This is a genomic window from Thalassobaculum litoreum DSM 18839 (assembly GCF_900102465.1).
Taxonomy (GTDB): domain Bacteria; phylum Pseudomonadota; class Alphaproteobacteria; order Thalassobaculales; family Thalassobaculaceae; genus Thalassobaculum; species Thalassobaculum litoreum.
Genome location: NZ_FNBW01000018.1, coordinates 24,284 through 40,707 on the forward strand (window position 1 = coordinate 24,284; position 16,424 = coordinate 40,707).

Sequence of the window (16,424 nt, forward strand, 5' to 3'; positions counted from 1 at the left end):
CGCCCGGGGTCACTCGGCAGCGGTGTCCCCGGTCAGTTTACCCTCGGCCGCCTGCGCCGCGCCCCGCCCACCGCCGGACGCCCCGGCCACGTGAAGCCCGCACAGCTCCGGATGGCCGGCGCAGCACTCTTCGGTCAGGAACGTCAGTAACCGATGCACGCCATCGGTATCGACGGCATAGAAGATGTTCCGTCGGACCCGCCACGACCGCAGCAATCCGGCCCTCTCCATCTGGGCGACATGGAAGGAGACGTTCGACGGCGCCAGTCCCGCGGCGACGGCGATGTCCCCCGCTGACATGCCCGACGGCCCGGCGCGCATGAGCGACCGGAATATCGTCAACCTGTTCTCATGCGCCAAAGCGGCGAAGGCGCCGATTGCCTGTTCCTCGACCATACTTATCTTTCAATTATCATTGAAGTATTACGAGCACATGACGCGCAGAAAATTTCGAGGGCGCAGAAAATTGTGGGCTCAGAACACTCGAGAGCGCGGGGAATTCGAAGGCGGAGGTCGCGCCGCTCACCGGTCATCCTCTTCGGTGTCGGAGGAGCCGAGAAGCAGCAATGTCAGATCGTCGCTCTGACGAATGACGTCCTGCAGATCGTCCCAGGAGGACTCGATGCGGCACCGGCACTCATCCCCGACCCGCTCCCGCACGACGATCTCGAACCAGCTGTCCGTTTTGGCGAGCTTCACCCGGTACCGGTGCTCGGGCACAAGAGCCGCGGGCGTGGCGAGCCGGATCCCGTCCACGGAAAGGTTAAGTACCCGGGCCGCGGTATCGAGATCCTGGCCGCCGATCGTGGCGACGGTTGCAAACGTGTCCGTCTTGCGACGTTCGAAATTTCGGCGTTCCTTGCTCATCGCAAATCCATTGCACCAGAGTGACTGTCCAGATAGCCGACCGGAGCGGGATTCACCAGACGCCCGGTCGGCACGACTACGAGATGCGGTCGCTGCTCTCATGAAGTCGATGCGCCAAGCCCAAGACCTCATCATAAGTATGGATAATAAGATCGACCAGCGTTTTCAGTTCGGGCTGGCCCAGCGCCATCCCCGAGGTCAGTGTCCGCTCGACCGCCAGGGCGGTCTCCGCGAGCCTCTGCGCGCCGAAGTTCAGGCACATCCCCCTCAGCGTGTGGGCCAGCGTGGCCATGCCGGCCAGATCGCCCGTCTCCTGCATCTCCACCAGCTTCGGCCGGGCCTCATCGAGACCGTCGGCGAATTTGGTCAGCATCGCCGCCACCGTGGTCCGATCCAACGCCTGGGTGAGCGCGTCGATACGGTCCGGCTCTATCAGGGCGGCGGAAGACGTCTCCGGCTCTGAAGGCACGGCGGTGGCCTCGCCGCCGACCAGGTGCCCGAGAAGGACGTCCAGTTCCTCGAAATCGACCGGCTTGGCGAGATACCCGTCGAAGCCGAGCCCGAGAAAATGTTCGCGGTGCGATTCACCGGCATGGGCGGTCAGCGCGACCATCGCCGGCCTCGGGCCATGGTCCGCGCGGATCCGGCGGGCGGCCTCCTCGCCGTCCATCTCCGGCATCTCGATGTCCATGAGGATCACGTCGAAGGTCTCGCGCCGCACCGCGTCCACCGCCTCGACCCCGTTCTCGGCGAGCGAGACCGTATGTCCGAGCCGGGTCAGGGCGGTCTGCATCAGGATCCGGTTGATGTTGTTGTCCTCGGCCACCAGCACCCGCAGCGGATGATCGGTCATGCGCGTCTCCTCGGCCTGCGGGTCGGTCGGCAGACGCGTTGCGTCGCCGGCCAGCGCCGACATCAGATCCAGCGGCTGGATCGGCTTGCGCATGACGCGGTCGAACAGGTCGAAGCCGTCGCGACCCTCGTTGAAGCCGATATCGGCGGACGAGGCCAGGATCAAACGGGTCCCGTCCAGCGCAGGGTCACTGCGCACGCGCTGCGCCAGGTCCAGTCCGGTCAGTTCCGGCATCTTGTGATCCAGAATGGCCACATCGAACGCCCTGCCCTCCCGTTCGGCATCTCGCAGGAGAGAGACGGCCCGCCGCGGGTCGTCCAGTCCCACGCTTTCCATACCCCACAATGCCACCTGCCGGCGGAAGATGTCGACGTTCACGGCGGTATCGTCGACGATCAGACACCGCTTGCCGCGCAGCCGGTCGATCACGGAGCCGCGCGGGGTCTGGTCCGCCGCGACGGCAAGCGGCAGGTCCACACGGAACCGGCTGCCCAAGCCCGTGACGGACTCGGCCGTGATCGTCCCTCCCATGATCTGAGCCAGCCGCTCACTGATCGCCAGACCGAGACCGGTCCCGCCGTAGCGCCGCGAAATACTCTCATCGGCCTGGGAGAATTCCTTGAACAGCGTATGGAGCCGGTCGACGGGAATTCCGATGCCGGTGTCGCGAACCTCGAACCGAACCCCATCGCCGTCGACGCCGGTGACGCTAAGGGTAACGCCACCCGTTTCGGTGAACTTCACCGCATTGCCGACCAGGTTCATCAGGATCTGGCGCACCCGGCTGGGGTCGCCGAGACGCCGCATCGGCACGGACGTGTCGATATAGGACACCACCTCCAGGCCCTTCGCCGCCGCCTGCGGGTAGAAGAGGTCGGTCACGCTGGCGACCAGGTCGTTCAGTTCGAAGGACGCGTGCTCGAGCTCCAGCTTGTCGAACTCGATCTTCGAGAAGTCGAGAATGTCATTCAGGATGACCAGCAGGTTGTCCGCGGACTGCTTGGCCAGGGACACCATCGAGCGCTGCTCGTCGGCGAGCTCGGATTTCAGCACGAGCCCGAGCATGCCGATCAGCCCGTTCATCGGCGTGCGGATCTCGTGGCTCATCATCGCCAGGAACCGGGACTTGCCCTCGTTCGCCCGTTCCGCCTGCTCCTTGGCGCGGGTGACCTCCGTCACATCGCTGAGCGACATCATCACCCGATCCGACGCGCTGGAGAGTCCCACCTGGTAGATCGGGCCGTCTTCCGCCGCGCCGGTGTCGCCCCGGACCCGAAGACGCTCCATCTCTCCCGTGGTCAGCACCCGAAGGCACGCGTTGAACACCTGCTCGCTCACCACGGGCGAGGCCTCGCCCAGGTGCCGGCCGTCGAGTGAGTCCGAGGTCCCGAAGATCTCCTGGACGCGCCGGTTGGCCACCGCGATGACGAAATCCGTCACCCGACCGCCTTCATCCTGTGCCGGGCGCAGCAGCAGCAATCCCTCCGAACTGGACTCCATCAGCGCGTCGAAGGCGTCGGTCTTGTTGTCCGCCGGCGTGTTGTAGCAGACCAGCAGGGTGCTGCCCTCGTGGTCCACCGGCAGGATCAACCGTTCCCACAACAAGACGGCGCGGGCATGGCTCGCCCGGTGCAGGGTGTAGAGGGGCTGCCGGCTGGCCAGGGTCTGGCGGTACTTCTCCTCGAAAAACCGGCCGACATCGCTGTCGAAATCGGCGGTGGAGCGGCCGGTCATATCGAAGCCTGCGGCCCGCGCGATGCTCACGCCGTAATGCCGGTAGCGGTAGCCGACATCCTCCGGTGCCAGGACCATGAGGTGGGACGCCAAAAGCGGCCGCATCTCCGGCTGGAAGGAGGCGTAGGGAGGCAGCCGGTCGGGGGACGCCAGATCGGACCATTCGCGGTACAGGCCCCGTATCGTCCGGTTCTCGACCAGTCGGTCGATAGCGTCCCGAATCTCGGTATGAAATACCAATGCGATACTCCTATCGCCCCTGATCACCGTAGCCGCGGACGGCGTTCTACGGAAGGTGGGCCGCTAGCGGACGTCGCACAGGGCCATCGCAACCGTACCCCGGTCACGCAGCGCATCGGCGACCGCGGGCAGCGTATCCGGCGTGAAGGGCAATGCTTCGGCAGCGCTCGACAGCGCCGCACCGGAACGATCGACCATTTCCCGGATCGACGAGGGGTGCGCGGTGAAGGATCGACCCCGGCGCACCGATCCCGCCACATGGACGCCGATCAGACGCCCCTGGCTGTCGAACACCGGGCCGCCGCTGATGCCCGACAGCGGGCTCGAATCCTCCGGGAAACGCTCGAGTTCCGCCCAGGCGATCACCGGCTCCCGGGTGCTGTAGCGCCCGCGCGCGTTCATGACGCTGAGCCCGAGCATCCGGGAGCGCAGCTCGCCCGGCTTGCCCCTGGGAAAACCGACGTGATAGGCGATATCGCCCGGCTGAGGCGGGGCGTCGGCAAAGCGCACCGGCGGGGCGGACCGGTCGATCCGCATCACCGCCACGTCGGCGCTGCGATGAACCGAGTAGCTGCGCGCCCGCAGCCCGCGGCGAGGCCGTTCCAGAATCCCGACCACGTCGCAGCTGTCCACCACGTGGCGCGCGGTCATCCAGAAACCCGACCCGATCGCGAAGGCGGTGCCCCGGCCGTCGGCTTTCTCTCCGATCTCCACCGAAAATTCAGGCAGTCCCGCGAGATCCCCGGGAGGCGGGGTCGGCAGGGGGCGGCGCACGGAAACGTCCCCACCGTCCTTCGGCGATGACGACGGACCCTTCAGGTATGTGGAGACGGCAGAGAGAATCATCACCAGCAGGAATCCGAGAAGGCCGATGCGGTTGTTCCCAAGGCGCACGGGTCAGCCCGAGACGGCAGCTGCGTTGATGGCCGCCACGGACAGCTTCACCGCCGCGACCAGGATGGCCGGGCCGATCTGATCCGCCTCGATCCGGTGCCACAACCCGCCGAGTATCGCCTCGACCAGCCGGACCACGGCGAGCTGAAGCGCCAGCGCCACCACGCCCCACACCACGATGTCGAGAACGTTGACGCTGGCGGCCATGCAGAACGCCAGCGGAATCGCCATGCCCAGAAGCGCGCCGGAATAGGAGACGGCCGCCGCGACGTTGCCCGCCTTGATGAGATCGACCTCGCGGATCGGCGTGATCTTCTCGTACAGCCAGGCGCCGACCGCCAGCATGGCCAGGGTCACGGTCAGGTGCAGGAGGAGATAGGGCAATCCGGTCAGCAAGGACTCGATCACGGCGTGCATGCGGGGGCCTCGGGTCGGGAGGTGAGCGGGAGAGGGCTAACGGATCGTCAGATAGAGGGCGCCGATGCCGATCGTGGCGCCGAACACCGCGATGGCGACCGCGGCGCGCAGCATGGGCGGACTTGATTTCGGGCGGCGGGCCTGTTCGTAGGACGCCTCGATCTCCAGCCGCTCCATCATGTGGATGATGGCCTTGACCGCTTCCAGGTGGGCCGGCGGCAGATCGGCGAACTGAACGCCCACGGACTGCCCGTCGGGCTCGACCCGCACGATCCGCCCGTGAACGATGACGCGGATATCCGCGCCGCCCGCCTTGCAGACGAGCAGCCCCCGGATGTCGTCCCCGACCTTCCGGGTTTCCGGCGGCATCTGCATGCGCAGCCCGCCGGTGGAGATATCGAAGACCAGGCAGCGCTGCCGGTCGACATTGATGGCCGTGCGGTGGGTGACGTAGCGGTCCTGCATGCGCTGGTCCCGCCCTATCGCGATATCCTTGAAGAAGCCCTCACCGGAAATGGCGTCAGGGTCGCTCAGGGACATGAACAAACCGCCGTTCGGTTGTCGTTGGCGGAGCCTAGAGCAAATCACGATCAGATGGAAACATCTGCTCGTGTGAACTTGCTCTATCTTGAATGGGTTAGAGCGTGATCGGCCGGCGACCGGAATCGCCTATGCGTCCAGCCCGGCCTCCGCGCGCCCGTCGGCGATCGCCGCCACGACCGCGTCGGTGATCGCCCGGGTGCCCGAGGACCCGCCATACTCGGTCGGCACCAGGCCGTTGTCCCGGAACGCGACCTCCACCGCCTTGTCGAGAACCCGCCCGGCCCGCGCGCAGTCGGCCACCCCATGGGTGTCGGCCAGCCATTCCAGCATCATCACCGCCGAAAGGAACGTGGCCGTCGGGTTCGCCAAACCCTGGCCGACGATGTCCGGCGCACTGCCGTGGCAGGGCTGGAACACCGCATGACGCGGCCCGATATCGGCCGAGGGCGCCATGCCCATGCCGCCCATCAGCCCGGCCCCGAGGTCGGAGAGGATGTCGCCGAACATGTTCTCGGTGACCAGCACGTCGAACATCCAGGGCCGGCGGACCATGTTCAGCGCGCAGGCGTCCACATACATATGCGCCGGGTCGCTCACCCCGTGGCGGGCGGCGACCTCGTCGAAGATCTGGCGGAAAAAGTAGAAGCCGCCGATCACGTTCGCCTTGTCGATGCAGGTGACCTGGCCGGCATGGCCGCGCTCCTTGCGCTTGGCCCCCAGGTTGAAGGCGAAATCGAACAGCCGCTCGGAGCCGGCGCGGGTGATGGTCTGGGTGTCGTGGGCGGCGGTCGGCCGGTCGGCGGGACCGTCAAAGACCGTCTTGCCGCGTCCGGCGAACAGGCCCTCGGTGCTCTCGCGGATCAACACGAAGTCCAGGTTCTGCGCCCGCGGGTCGCCGAGCGGCACCGGCGCGCCCGGCAGGGTTCGCACCGGACGCACGCCGGCGAACAGCTCGAAGGTCTCGCGCATGTCGAGCTGCGGCGCGATCTCGCGGCCGTCGGGATAGCGGATGTCCGGCATGCCCATGGCGCCGAGCAGGATCGCGTCGGCCTTGTCCGCCCGGGACATCGCCTCTTCCGGCAGGGCGGTGCCGGTTTCCTTGTAATGGGCCGCCCCCGCCGCCTCCGAGCGGAAGCGGAGGTCGAAGCCGCCGATGCGGTCGCGCAGGGTCTGCAGGATCGCCACCGTGGGGTCGATCACCTCCGGGCCGATCCCGTCACCGGGAAAGACCGAGATCTCGAAGGCGGTATTGGCACTCATGGCGGATATCCTCCCGTAAGCATTTTTTGTCGGCCTTTGCGGCTTGCGGCGCATGGTGGCGTGCGACGGGTAGCGCCGACAAGCGCCTTTAACCCGGGCGCCTTTAACCCCGGCGCCTTTACCCCATCGCCTTTATCCGACGAGCCCCTCGTACAGCAGGCGCAGGGCCAGCACGGTCAGCAGGATCCTGAAGGCGGTTCGGAACCGGGCCTCCGGCATCCGGCTGACGATCTGCCGGCCGACCACGGTGCCGAGGAACCCGCTGACGACCATCAGCCCGACCAGCGGCAGCCAGGGCAGATAGGCGAATCCGACCGCGGCGAAGGCCGTCACCTTCAAGCCGTGCTTCAGGGTCATGCAGGCGGCGAAGGTGCCGATGGTGGCATGCCGGTCGCCCAGCCGTTCCGGCGACAGGAACGGGGCGAGGAACGGCCCGGTCGCGCCGGCGAACATGGTGATGAACGCGGTGACGGCGCCGATGGCGACAAAGCCCCGGTCCGGGACCCGATAGCGGCCGAGCGACGGCATCCAGGTCGTCACCAGCACGAAGCCGCCGACCACGACCAGCAGCACTTCGCGCGGCAGGCGCACCGCAACCTGGGCGCCAATCGTGACCCCGACCGCGGCGCCGAGCAGGAACCAGATCACGATGGGCCGGCGGATGAAGCGATGGAACAGCACCGCCCGGCCGCTGTTCGACCCGAGCTGGACCAGGCCATGAACGGGGATCAGCGCCGCCGGCGGCACGACGCTGGCCATGGCGGCCACCATCAGGATACCGCCGCCGAGGCCGAGCGCCGCGGTCATCAGCGACGTCACGAAACTGAGGGCGATCAGGGAGACCGCCGCGAGGTCGCTGAGCGGATCCGGTATGATCAGAGCGAGCAGGGCGTCCACTGGGCGATGCCGACCCTCAGTTCAGACCGGCAACGGTCTTCATCTCGTCGAGATGGGCATCGCATTTCGGCAGGTTGGCCAGCACCTGCGGGCGGGCGGTCTGCGGGTCGTTCTGGATGATCGTCGTCACCTCGATGGTGCGCATCACCACGTCGCGCTGGAACGAGGCCTCGTAGTCCTTGCGCGGCCGGCCCCGCTTGGCCAGGGCGTCGAACACGTCGAGATAGGTCTGCCGCTTCGCCTCGTTGCCCTCGATCGGCAACTCCAGCTCAGCCATGGCCGCCTGGTAGAAGGCGACGCAAGACGCCGCGATCCCCATCAACTGGCGCTCGCGCCCGTTCAGCGGATCCTTGCCCTGGGTCTGGGTTTGGGTCTGGTTCTGGGCCTGAACGGTGCCGCTCCAAAGGGGTGCAGCGCAGGCAATGGCGGAGACAACCGTCAGCAAGCGGAACAGGCGCACCATGGTCTTGCTCATTTGAGTTCTTTCCCACGACCTTTACGCCGCGCAATAAACACGCATATCCCTGCGTTAACAACAGCCGGTCTCGCCGGCCCACAAGAGGAGTATCCATGACCGACGCCGCAGTCGCCGCCGCTCAGGAGGCCGTTCGGTCGCTCAAGCAGCGTATCCAGGCTCTCGATGACGACGGGCTCGACCTGATCTTCCGCGAAGCGCGGACGTTCAACGGATGGCAGGATCGCGACGTGCCGGACTCGCTGCTCCGCACGCTCTTCGACGTGACCAAGATGGGCCCGACCGCTGCCAACGGATCGCCCATGCGCCTGGTCTTCGTGAAGAGCGCCGAAGGCAAGGAGCGGCTGAAGCCCGCGCTGTCCGGCGGCAACGTGGACAAGACCATGGCCGCCCCGGTCTGCGCCATCGTCGCCTATGATCCCGCCTTCTGGGAGAAGTTCCCGTTCCTGTTCCCGCACCGCGACATGTCCGGCGCCTTCAAGGACAACCCGCAGGCGGCCGAGACCGGCGGCTTCCGCAACGGGTCGCTCCAGGGCGCCTATCTGATGATCGCCGCCCGCGCGCTGGGCCTGGATTGCGGGCCGATGTCCGGCTTCGATCAGGGCAAGGTCGATGCCGAGTTCTTCGCCGGCACCACAATCAAGTCCAATTTCCTCTGCAACCTGGGATACGGAACCCCGGAAAGCGTCTTCCAGCGCCTGCCGCGCTTTGAATTCGAGGATGTTTGCAGCATCGTATGAACGCGCGTCCCATGACGCGCCGATCCGGGCGGGGAGCCAATGCCGGTGCCAGGCGTTGGACATGTTCAGCCGAAACAGACTGCCCGCCCGGCGGGTGAGCGAAGTTAGGGAGTTGTCGTGCGTAAGGTCCTGATTGCGATCGTTGGTCTGGTCATCGTTCTCGTCGCCGCCGTGCTGGTGGTGCCGAGCCTGATCGACTGGAACGGATACAAGCCGGAGATCCAGGCCGCCGCGCGCGACGCCACCGGGCGGGAACTGACGATCGGCGGCGACCTGTCGCTGTCGATCCTGCCATCGCCCACCCTCTCCGTCGCCGATGTGAGCCTCGCCAATGTGGAGGGCGGAACGGCCCCCGACATGGCGAGCCTGGAATCGCTGGACGTCTCCGTGGCCCTCATCCCGCTGTTGTCCGGCGAGATCCGCGTCACCTCGGTCACTCTGGTGAAGCCGGTGATCGTGCTGGAGAGGCTTCCGGACGGCCGCGCCAACTGGACGTTCGACGGCACGACCGGCAGCGAGGGCGGCGCCGGCGATCCGGCATCGGGCGACGGCGGCGGCGCTCCGGCCCTGGCGATCGACGAGGCGGTGATCGAGGACGGCCGCCTCGTCTACCGCGACGCCACCAGCGGCGCCGAGCACACCCTTTCAGACGTCAATCTGGAGATCTCCGCCGGCGGCCTCCAGGGACCGTTCGAGATCGAAGGCGACGTCGGCTACCAGGGCATCCCCCTGGCGCTGGCGGGATCCGTCGGCGCGCTGGATGCCGGCCGGGCAACCCCGGTCAAGCTGACGGCGACCGGCCAGGAGGGCGCCATCGAGCTGGCGCTCAACGGCACGCTCGACATGGATGCGGGTCCCAGCTTCAAGGGCCATCTGGAGGCCAAGGCGCCCGACCTGTCCGAGGCCGCCAAGATCGCGACCACCTTCGGCGCAGCCGCGCCCGAGGGCCTGCCGGCCAATGCCGCGTCCCTCACCGCGGATATCGACGGGTCGCCGCAGGCCGTCAAGGCGAACAATCTGGTCGTCACCCTGGGCGAGTCCCGGTTCCAGGGCGCGGTGACCGCGGCGCTCGAGCCGAAACTGTCGATCGACGCGTCCCTGTCCGGCAACCGGCTCGATCTCGACGCCCTGCTGCCGAAGGACGGCGCCGCAGCCACGGACGGCGCCTCCCCCACCGGCGACAGCGGCTCCACCCAGCCCCCGTCCGCGCCGCCCGGCGGACAGTCGACCGCCGATGCCGCGGTCCTGCCCACGGATATCGACGCCCGCCTCGACCTCAAGGTGGATGCGGTCCAGTACAACGGCGCGGCCATCCGCAACGTGCAGATCGACGTGTCCCTGCGCGACGGGGTCGGCGATCTGCGCCTGGCGACCGCCCAGCTTCCCGGCGGCACCGATGTGACGCTGATCGGCGGCCTTGAGAGCGGACCGACCTTCGTCGGCCGGCTCGAAGCGGCGTCCGACAACCTGCGGGCCACCCTGGACTGGCTGCAGGTCGACCTGGCTTCCGTGCCCGCCGACCGTCTGCGCAAGGCGGTGGTCAGCGCGGCCATCCGTGCCTCGGCCCAGGAGATCCAGGTATCCGACTGGACCATGGAGCTGGACGCCACCCGGGCCCAGGGCGGCCTGACCCTGGCGCTGCGCGAGCGCCCCGCCTTCGGGCTGAGCCTGGCAATCGACCGGATCAACGTGGATGCCTATCTGCCGCAGGGTGACGGCCCGGCGCCGACCGGCAGCGGGTCCGGCACCACCCAGCCGGCAGCGGCCGACGGCGGCGGCACCGCCGACGCGCTGGCGGTTCTGGACAGCTTCGACGCCAATATCGACCTGCGGGTCGGCGAGGCGACGGTGACGGGCATCACCCTGGCGGATGCCCGGATCGACGCCCTGCTGCAGAACGGCACCCTGACCCTGCGCCAGGCCTCGGTCGGCGACATGGCCGGGGCGGCCGGCACGATCTCGGGCGTGCTCAAGGACGCGGCGAGCCAGCCGTCGGTCGACATGACCTTCGACGTGTCGGTGAAGGACGCCGACCGGTTCGCCCGCCTGCTGTCGACCGACAGCCCGGTGCCAGCCAAGCAGCTCGGTACCGTGGCCTTCAAGGGCTCTGCCTCCGGCGACATGAGCGACGTCGCGCTGGACGCGCAGCTGACCGTCGCCGGCGGCACCCTCGACCTGAAGGGCACCGCCCAGCCGCTCACCGCGCCGCCGACGGTGAACGTCACCTACAAGGTCCGGCATCCCGACACCAACCGGCTGGTCTCCACCCTGTCCCCCGGTGCGCTGGACGGATTTGGATCGCTCGGCTCGCTGGAGATCAACGGCGAGCTGAAAACCCGCGACGACGGCCGCTACGCCAATCAGATCGCCGCCTATACCGGTGGCGGCCGGCTTGAGCTGATCGGAAATGTCGCCCCCTTCGCGGCCACGCCCGACGTCAACATGAAGGTGGTGATCTCGCATCCGAACGCGACCCAGGCGATCCGCCTCGCCTCGCCGGATTATCGGGCGCGCGGCGGCGATCTCGGCGGCTTCGAGGCCTCCACCCTGTTCAACGGACCGGTGGACGGCCTGACCCTCAGCGAGACGGCGATCGCCGCCGGGCCGATCCGGATCAGCGGCAACGGCTCGATCGCCAATACCGGGCCGCGGCCGAAGATCACCCTGGCCCTGACCTCCAACCGGATCGCCGTCGATCCCTGGTTGCCGCCGAGCGCGTCGACACCCCGGGGCGCCGCCCCGGCTGCGGCGCCGACCGGCGGGAGCGGCGCCGGCGGCGGCTGGTCGCGCGAGAAGATCGACACGTCGGGCCTGTCCGCGGTCGATGCCGACGTGACCATGGGCATCGAGGCGATCGAGTACGGCAGCTATGTCGTGGACAACGCGGAGCTGGTGGCCGCCCTGACGGACGGGGTCCTCAATGTCTCCAAGCTCGCCGGCGGCATGTTCGGCGGCACCTTCGATCTGACCGCCATGCTCGCCGACCGGCCGACGCCGGAGGCCGCGGTGACCGTGAAGGTGCGCGACGCCGATGTCCGGCAGGCGGCGCAGACGGCGGCCGAGACCGACGTGGTCAGCGGCATCCTCACCTATGACACCGACCTGAAGGCGACCGGCGGTTCGGAATACGAGCTCGTCTCCAACCTGAACGGCACCGGGTCGTTCCAGGTGCGCGACGGCACGGTGAAGGGGTTCGACCTGCGCGCCTTCTCCGACCGACTGCAGGAGCTGAACCGGGCGACCGATTTCCTCGACCTGACCCAGCGCGCGCTGTCCGGCGGTCAAACGGCCTTCACCGCGCTGACCGGCAGCTACACGGTGCAGCAGGGCGTGCTGCGCTCGAACGACGTCGCGCTGGACGCCGATGCCGCCAAGGGCTCGGCCACCGCCGTGATCGACCTGCCGCCGCGGCAGATGGACGTGAACGCCCAGGCCCGTCTGACCGACCATCCGAACGCACCGCCGGTCGGCATGCGCCTGGTGGGACCGTTCGACAATCCGCGGCAGATCCTCGATATCGACGAGATGCAGCGCTACGTGGTGCAGACCATCGGCACCCGCACCCTCAAGGAGCTCGACAGGAGCGGCACCGTGGAGAAGCTGGACAACCTGCTGAACCCCGGCTCCGGCCAGAGCAGCGGCGGGACGGGAGCCGGCGGCACCGACGGCAGCCCCCCTCAGCAGCAGCCCCAGGACCCCAAGCAGCAGCTCGAGGATGCCGCCAAGGGCCTGCTGCAGAACCTGCTGAAGAAGTAACCCCCCCTTAAACGAAACGCGGGCCGGAGAACCGGCCCGCGTCGCTATCGTCAGCCCGGGATCGGGCCGTCAGGTGCCGGCGGTCATCGGCGCGCCGAGGCGGCGCAGGGTGGCGATGATGCTGAGCGCGGTGATCTTGCCGGTCTTCGGGTTCTCTTCGGTCGGCACGTTCTCGATGGTCATCGTGAACCGCGCGCTGTCCGCCTCCACCGTGATCGTGTGGGTGTTGCGGGTGACCTGCGGATCGGCCCAGATCTCCAGCTTCGTGGCGTCGGCGCCGATGCCGGCCAGCGACAGGGCGGCGGCGACGTTGACGTTCGCCGGGAAACCGGCGGCGCCGTCGCGGGCCGAGCCGTCGAACACCTTCTTGGCGGTGTTCAACCCCTCGACCGAGATGTTGTTCTCGACCAGATAGGGCGCGCCGGCGAGACCGCCCGGCGGTTTGCGGGTGACGAGGCGGACCTCTGAGATCTCCCCTTCCGCCGCGGCACGCACCGCGTCGAGCCCGATCAGCGCGCCGGTCGGCACCACGATCCGCGCGCCGGTGCGCCGGGCCCGGTCGACCAGCTCGTCGTGGCGCAGCAGCGCGCCGACGCTGATCGGCAGGAAGATCCGGCCACGCTCGACCGCCGGCACCGCCACCTCGGCGAAGACCGAGGCCGGGGCGCATTCCACGACCACGTCGGCCCGGTCAGCCAACTCACCCAGCGATACGACCGGCACTTCCGTCTGGAAGCCGGCCATGTTGGCCCGGGCCTTGTCCGCGTCGCGGGCGGAGACCGCCACGAGCTTCAGTCCTTCGATGCTGCCGCTGTCGAGCGCGGCGGCCACTTTCTGGCCGATCGCGCCGAATCCTCCGATGCCGACCGTAAGCGGTCCCGTTGCGGGCGATGTTGACACGCCGTCCTCCTCGTCCAAGGTTGGTCGCTGTCGTAGCCCCGGTGTGTCACCCATGTCCAGCCGTCCATCCACCGTCGCCCGTCGCCTCCATGCGGCTGCCTCCGCGTTGGGGCTGGCGACCGGCCTGCTCGTGGCGGCAGCGAGCCTAACACCGGCTGCGGCTCAGACCGCGTCGGATGGCGAGACGCCGCCCCCCTGTCGGCTGGCGACACTGGTGGTCGCCGGCGGCGCGGGCAGCGGCACCGACCTGATCGCCAGGGCGCTGGCCGAGGCCGCCAACCGGACCGGCATGAAGCCGCCGCTGAAGGTGCGCAACATCGACGGCGACGACGGAATCGACGGCGCCCGGGCCGTGCTGCAAGCGCCGGGCGACGGTTGCATGATGCTGGCAGCCCATCAGGGGCTGCTCGTCAATTTCCTGACCTGGCGCGCGTCCTTCGCCTGGCAGGATTTCCGCCATGTGGCCCTGCTGACCCGGACGCCGATGGCCCTCGTGGCCCCCGTCTCCACCTCCTTCGCCGATGCGCGGGAGATGCGGGCGGCCGCCCGCAGCGGGACCCTCACGGCCGGCGTGGGACCCGGCACCATCGCCGAGTTCGCCCTGCGCGCCATGGCGAAGGCGGCCGAGATCGAGCTCGAATACGACGCCATCGACGGCGCGCGGGAGCGGCTGTCCGCCCTGCTGGCCGGCGATATCGACCTGACCGCCGTTCCGACCGCCCTGGCCAAGCGGCTGGGCGAGACGCAGATGGTGCGGTCCATCGCCGTGACCGATCGCGAGCCCAGTGCGATCGTTCCGGCGGTTGAGACGCTGCGCGATCAGGGCGTTCCGTTCGACTACGCCGTCGATCTGGGCATTCTGCTGCCCCCCTCGGCGCCCGAGGACCTGGCCGCCCGCCTCGCCGGCGACCTGGAGAAGGCACTGGACGATCCGGCGTTCCAGAAGGCGATGGAGGGCTACGACGTCCGCATCGATTTCCGCCCGCTGACCCAGTACGCGATCTACTGGGAGAACCTGATGGCGTCCTGGCGCGAGATCGCCGAGGAAGCCGGCTACGAGCGCACCTCGCGCTAGCGGTTGGGCCGCTTTCGGCCACCACCGACTATGGACGGTAACATTGACACATCGTCCCATCCCTTTAAGAAAGGTCGGATGGTCGTGCCGTTGGTTTGCACCCGACGATCAAAAACACAGGGGTGGAGACACGGGGCACGGCGTTTATGTCCGGATAATTATCCAGCCAATCAACAGGACGAACAGGGGAATTGACCGATGACGTTTAAATCCACCCTTCTGGCGGCAACGGCCGCCGTCGTCGTCGCCGGTACGGCGTTCGGCATGAGCCCGGCAGCGGCCGCCGACTTCGGCTGCAGGACCGCCAAACTGATCGTTCCGTGGGGCGCCGGCGGCGGCACCGACGTGATCTTCCGTCAGTTCGTCGAAGCGGTGAACGAGGCGGGCGCCGAGCCGGAGCTGCAGGTCGTGAACATCGGCGGCCAGGGCGGCAACAAGGGCGCCAAGGAAGCCGCCAAGGCGAAGCCGGACGGCTGCACGCTGTTCGCCATCCACCAGAGCGCGCTGACCAGCTACTTCACCGGCCGCATCGACTTCACCTGGGACAAGTTCGAGCCGGTCGCCATGCTGACCCGCACGCCGTCGATCTTCGGCGCGAATGCCGACGTTCCGTATCAGAACATCACCGAGATGGTGGCCTACGCCAAGGAGAACCCCGGCAAGATCAATGCCGGCGGCACCCTCGGCTCGACCAGCCAGTTCGTCTATCTGCTGCTGGAAGACGCCGCTGGCATCAAGTTCAACCACGTCTCCTACGACGGCACCCGCCAGCGCATGACGGCGCTGCTGGCCGGCAACATCGACACCGGCGAGATCAACCTGGCCGCCGCCAAGAAGTACATCCAGACCGGCGAGCTGAAGGCCCTGGGCATCACCACCGAGGAGCGCAACTCGGAGATCCCCGACGTCGCCACCCTCAAGGAGCAGGGCTACGATCTGGTCTACGGCGTCGACCGTGGCGTGATGCTGCCGGAAGGCACGTCGCAGGAGATCATCGATCACTACGCCGGGCTGTTCAAACAGGCCGCCGAGAACCCGAAGGTGGTCGAGGCGATGAACGCCAAGGGCACCTATGTGAACTACATGAACCCGGCCGAGTCCGAGACGTACTGGAGCGAAACCCAGGCCAAGTGGAGCAAGATCGCGAAGGACGTCGGCATCTACAAGGCCAAAGACTGATCACAAGAACGCCTGACAGCGGGCGCCGGCAGATGTGCCGGCGCCCGTTTCGTTTGATACAGTTCGACCCCGAACAACCAAGAAACGACGGGAGACCGGGACATGTCGGTGAGCCGCGACACGATCGTCGCCATCCTGCTGCTGGCGTTCTGCGGCGTGCTTTGGTACGCGTCATACGATATCGAGATCACCAGCTACGGCACGATGCCGAGCTCGGTGTGGCCGCGCATCATCATCGTCGCAATGGCCGTGTTTTCCGCCCTGCTGCTCCTGAAATCCCTGTCGTCGCATGACGACGCGCCCGTCGAGGAGGCCTCGAGCGAGCCGTTCTTCCGGCGCTATCGCAACGCGGCGATCATCTATGCACTGTTCCTGCTGTTCCTGCTGACGCTGCCGACCCTCGGCATGCATCTCGGCGGCGCGCTGTTCGTCTTCCTGTCGCTGACCGCGCTTGGCCGCCCGTCGCCGAAGCTCATCGCGCTCCACGCCGCGATCGCCGTCATCTCCATCGGCGCGATGTGGTCGATCTTCACTTTCGGCCTGCGGGTGATCCTGCCCCAGGGCGAGATCCTGCCGATCTGAGCGGGGAGACCG

General features: G+C 67.8%; 15 protein-coding genes. 5 read left to right on the forward strand and 10 right to left on the reverse strand.

The features are described 5' to 3' along the window. Positions 1–9 precede the first annotated feature (9 nt). From BLS34_RS22170 to BLS34_RS22210, 9 genes are all read right to left on the reverse strand, one after another. Positions 10–396 (reverse strand): ArsR/SmtB family transcription factor, encoded by a 387-nt coding sequence (locus BLS34_RS22170; protein ID WP_093153964.1) that lies wholly within the window; start codon positions 394–396, stop codon positions 10–12. Between the two features lie 126 nt (positions 397–522). Next, positions 523–867, reverse strand: a complete 345-nt coding sequence (locus tag BLS34_RS22175; protein WP_028795166.1) for a PilZ domain-containing protein — start codon at positions 865–867, stop codon at positions 523–525. Positions 868–943: 76 nt separating this feature from the next. Then, positions 944–3,694: a hybrid sensor histidine kinase/response regulator gene (locus BLS34_RS22180; protein WP_093153966.1), complete on the reverse strand. Its 2,751-nt coding sequence runs from the start codon at positions 3,692–3,694 to the stop codon at positions 944–946. Positions 3,695–3,757: 63 nt separating this feature from the next. Then, positions 3,758–4,468 carry a S1 family peptidase gene (locus tag BLS34_RS22185; RefSeq protein ID WP_175474342.1) on the reverse strand — a complete coding sequence of 237 codons (711 nt, stop codon included), beginning with the start codon at positions 4,466–4,468 and terminating at the stop codon, positions 3,758–3,760. Positions 4,469–4,591: 123 nt separating this feature from the next. Then, positions 4,592–5,005 (reverse strand): DUF350 domain-containing protein, encoded by a 414-nt coding sequence (locus tag BLS34_RS22190; protein ID WP_028795167.1) that lies wholly within the window; start codon positions 5,003–5,005, stop codon positions 4,592–4,594. A gap of 36 nt (positions 5,006–5,041) precedes the next feature. Beyond that, on the reverse strand, positions 5,042–5,545 hold the full coding sequence (locus BLS34_RS22195) for a PilZ domain-containing protein (RefSeq protein ID WP_028795168.1): 504 nt from the start codon (positions 5,543–5,545) through the stop codon (positions 5,042–5,044). Between the two features lie 129 nt (positions 5,546–5,674). Then, the gene (locus BLS34_RS22200) at positions 5,675–6,808 is read right to left on the reverse strand and encodes an isocitrate/isopropylmalate dehydrogenase family protein (protein WP_028795169.1); all 1,134 of its coding nucleotides are present in this window, start codon (positions 6,806–6,808) and stop codon (positions 5,675–5,677) included. A gap of 132 nt (positions 6,809–6,940) precedes the next feature. Beyond that, a complete protein-coding gene (locus BLS34_RS22205) occupies positions 6,941–7,705 on the reverse strand; it encodes a sulfite exporter TauE/SafE family protein (protein WP_028795170.1) in 765 nt (254 codons plus the stop codon). 16 nt (positions 7,706–7,721) lie between these two features. Further along, on the reverse strand, positions 7,722–8,180 hold the full coding sequence (locus BLS34_RS22210; RefSeq protein ID WP_093153971.1) for a hypothetical protein: 459 nt from the start codon (positions 8,178–8,180) through the stop codon (positions 7,722–7,724). Between the two features lie 95 nt (positions 8,181–8,275). On the opposite strand from BLS34_RS22210, the gene BLS34_RS22215 reads away from it, so the two are divergent. Continuing rightward, positions 8,276–8,920, forward strand: coding sequence for a malonic semialdehyde reductase (locus tag BLS34_RS22215; RefSeq protein WP_093153974.1), 645 nt, complete (start codon positions 8,276–8,278; stop codon positions 8,918–8,920). Between the two features lie 117 nt (positions 8,921–9,037). Further along, the gene (locus tag BLS34_RS22220) at positions 9,038–12,676 is read left to right on the forward strand and encodes an AsmA family protein (RefSeq protein WP_093153976.1); all 3,639 of its coding nucleotides are present in this window, start codon (positions 9,038–9,040) and stop codon (positions 12,674–12,676) included. Positions 12,677–12,745: 69 nt separating this feature from the next. Here the strand turns inward: BLS34_RS22220 and BLS34_RS22225 are convergent, their stop codons facing one another. Next, the gene (locus tag BLS34_RS22225; protein WP_028795174.1) at positions 12,746–13,576 is read right to left on the reverse strand and encodes an aspartate dehydrogenase; all 831 of its coding nucleotides are present in this window, start codon (positions 13,574–13,576) and stop codon (positions 12,746–12,748) included. A gap of 52 nt (positions 13,577–13,628) precedes the next feature. On the opposite strand from BLS34_RS22225, the gene BLS34_RS22230 reads away from it, so the two are divergent. From BLS34_RS22230 to BLS34_RS22240, 3 genes are all read left to right on the forward strand, one after another. After that, a complete protein-coding gene (locus BLS34_RS22230; protein ID WP_175474344.1) occupies positions 13,629–14,651 on the forward strand; it encodes a tripartite tricarboxylate transporter substrate-binding protein in 1,023 nt (340 codons plus the stop codon). A gap of 198 nt (positions 14,652–14,849) precedes the next feature. Further along, positions 14,850–15,830 (forward strand): Bug family tripartite tricarboxylate transporter substrate binding protein, encoded by a 981-nt coding sequence (locus BLS34_RS22235; RefSeq protein WP_175474345.1) that lies wholly within the window; start codon positions 14,850–14,852, stop codon positions 15,828–15,830. A 102-nt stretch (positions 15,831–15,932) separates the two neighbouring features. Continuing rightward, complete coding sequence (locus BLS34_RS22240; protein ID WP_093153981.1) at positions 15,933–16,412, forward strand: tripartite tricarboxylate transporter TctB family protein; 480 nt, start codon at positions 15,933–15,935, stop codon at positions 16,410–16,412. Positions 16,413–16,424 lie beyond the last annotated feature (12 nt).

Excerpts from the sequence above, each read along its gene's own strand:
- BLS34_RS22170 (WP_093153964.1), bottom strand. The coding sequence starts at position 396 with ATGGTCGAGGAACAGGCAATCGGCGCCTTCGCCGCTTTGGCGCATGAG.
- BLS34_RS22175 (WP_028795166.1), bottom strand. The coding sequence starts at position 867 with ATGAGCAAGGAACGCCGAAATTTCGAACGTCGCAAGACGGACACGTTT.
- BLS34_RS22190 (WP_028795167.1), bottom strand. The coding sequence starts at position 5,005 with ATGCACGCCGTGATCGAGTCCTTGCTGACCGGATTGCCCTATCTCCTC.
- BLS34_RS22195 (WP_028795168.1), bottom strand. The coding sequence starts at position 5,545 with ATGTCCCTGAGCGACCCTGACGCCATTTCCGGTGAGGGCTTCTTCAAG.
- BLS34_RS22200 (WP_028795169.1), bottom strand. The coding sequence starts at position 6,808 with ATGAGTGCCAATACCGCCTTCGAGATCTCGGTCTTTCCCGGTGACGGG.
- BLS34_RS22210 (WP_093153971.1), bottom strand. The coding sequence starts at position 8,180 with ATGAGCAAGACCATGGTGCGCCTGTTCCGCTTGCTGACGGTTGTCTCC.
- BLS34_RS22215 (WP_093153974.1), top strand. The coding sequence starts at position 8,276 with ATGACCGACGCCGCAGTCGCCGCCGCTCAGGAGGCCGTTCGGTCGCTC.
- BLS34_RS22230 (WP_175474344.1), top strand. The coding sequence starts at position 13,629 with ATGTCCAGCCGTCCATCCACCGTCGCCCGTCGCCTCCATGCGGCTGCC.
- BLS34_RS22235 (WP_175474345.1), top strand. The coding sequence starts at position 14,850 with ATGACGTTTAAATCCACCCTTCTGGCGGCAACGGCCGCCGTCGTCGTC.
- BLS34_RS22240 (WP_093153981.1), top strand. The coding sequence starts at position 15,933 with ATGTCGGTGAGCCGCGACACGATCGTCGCCATCCTGCTGCTGGCGTTC.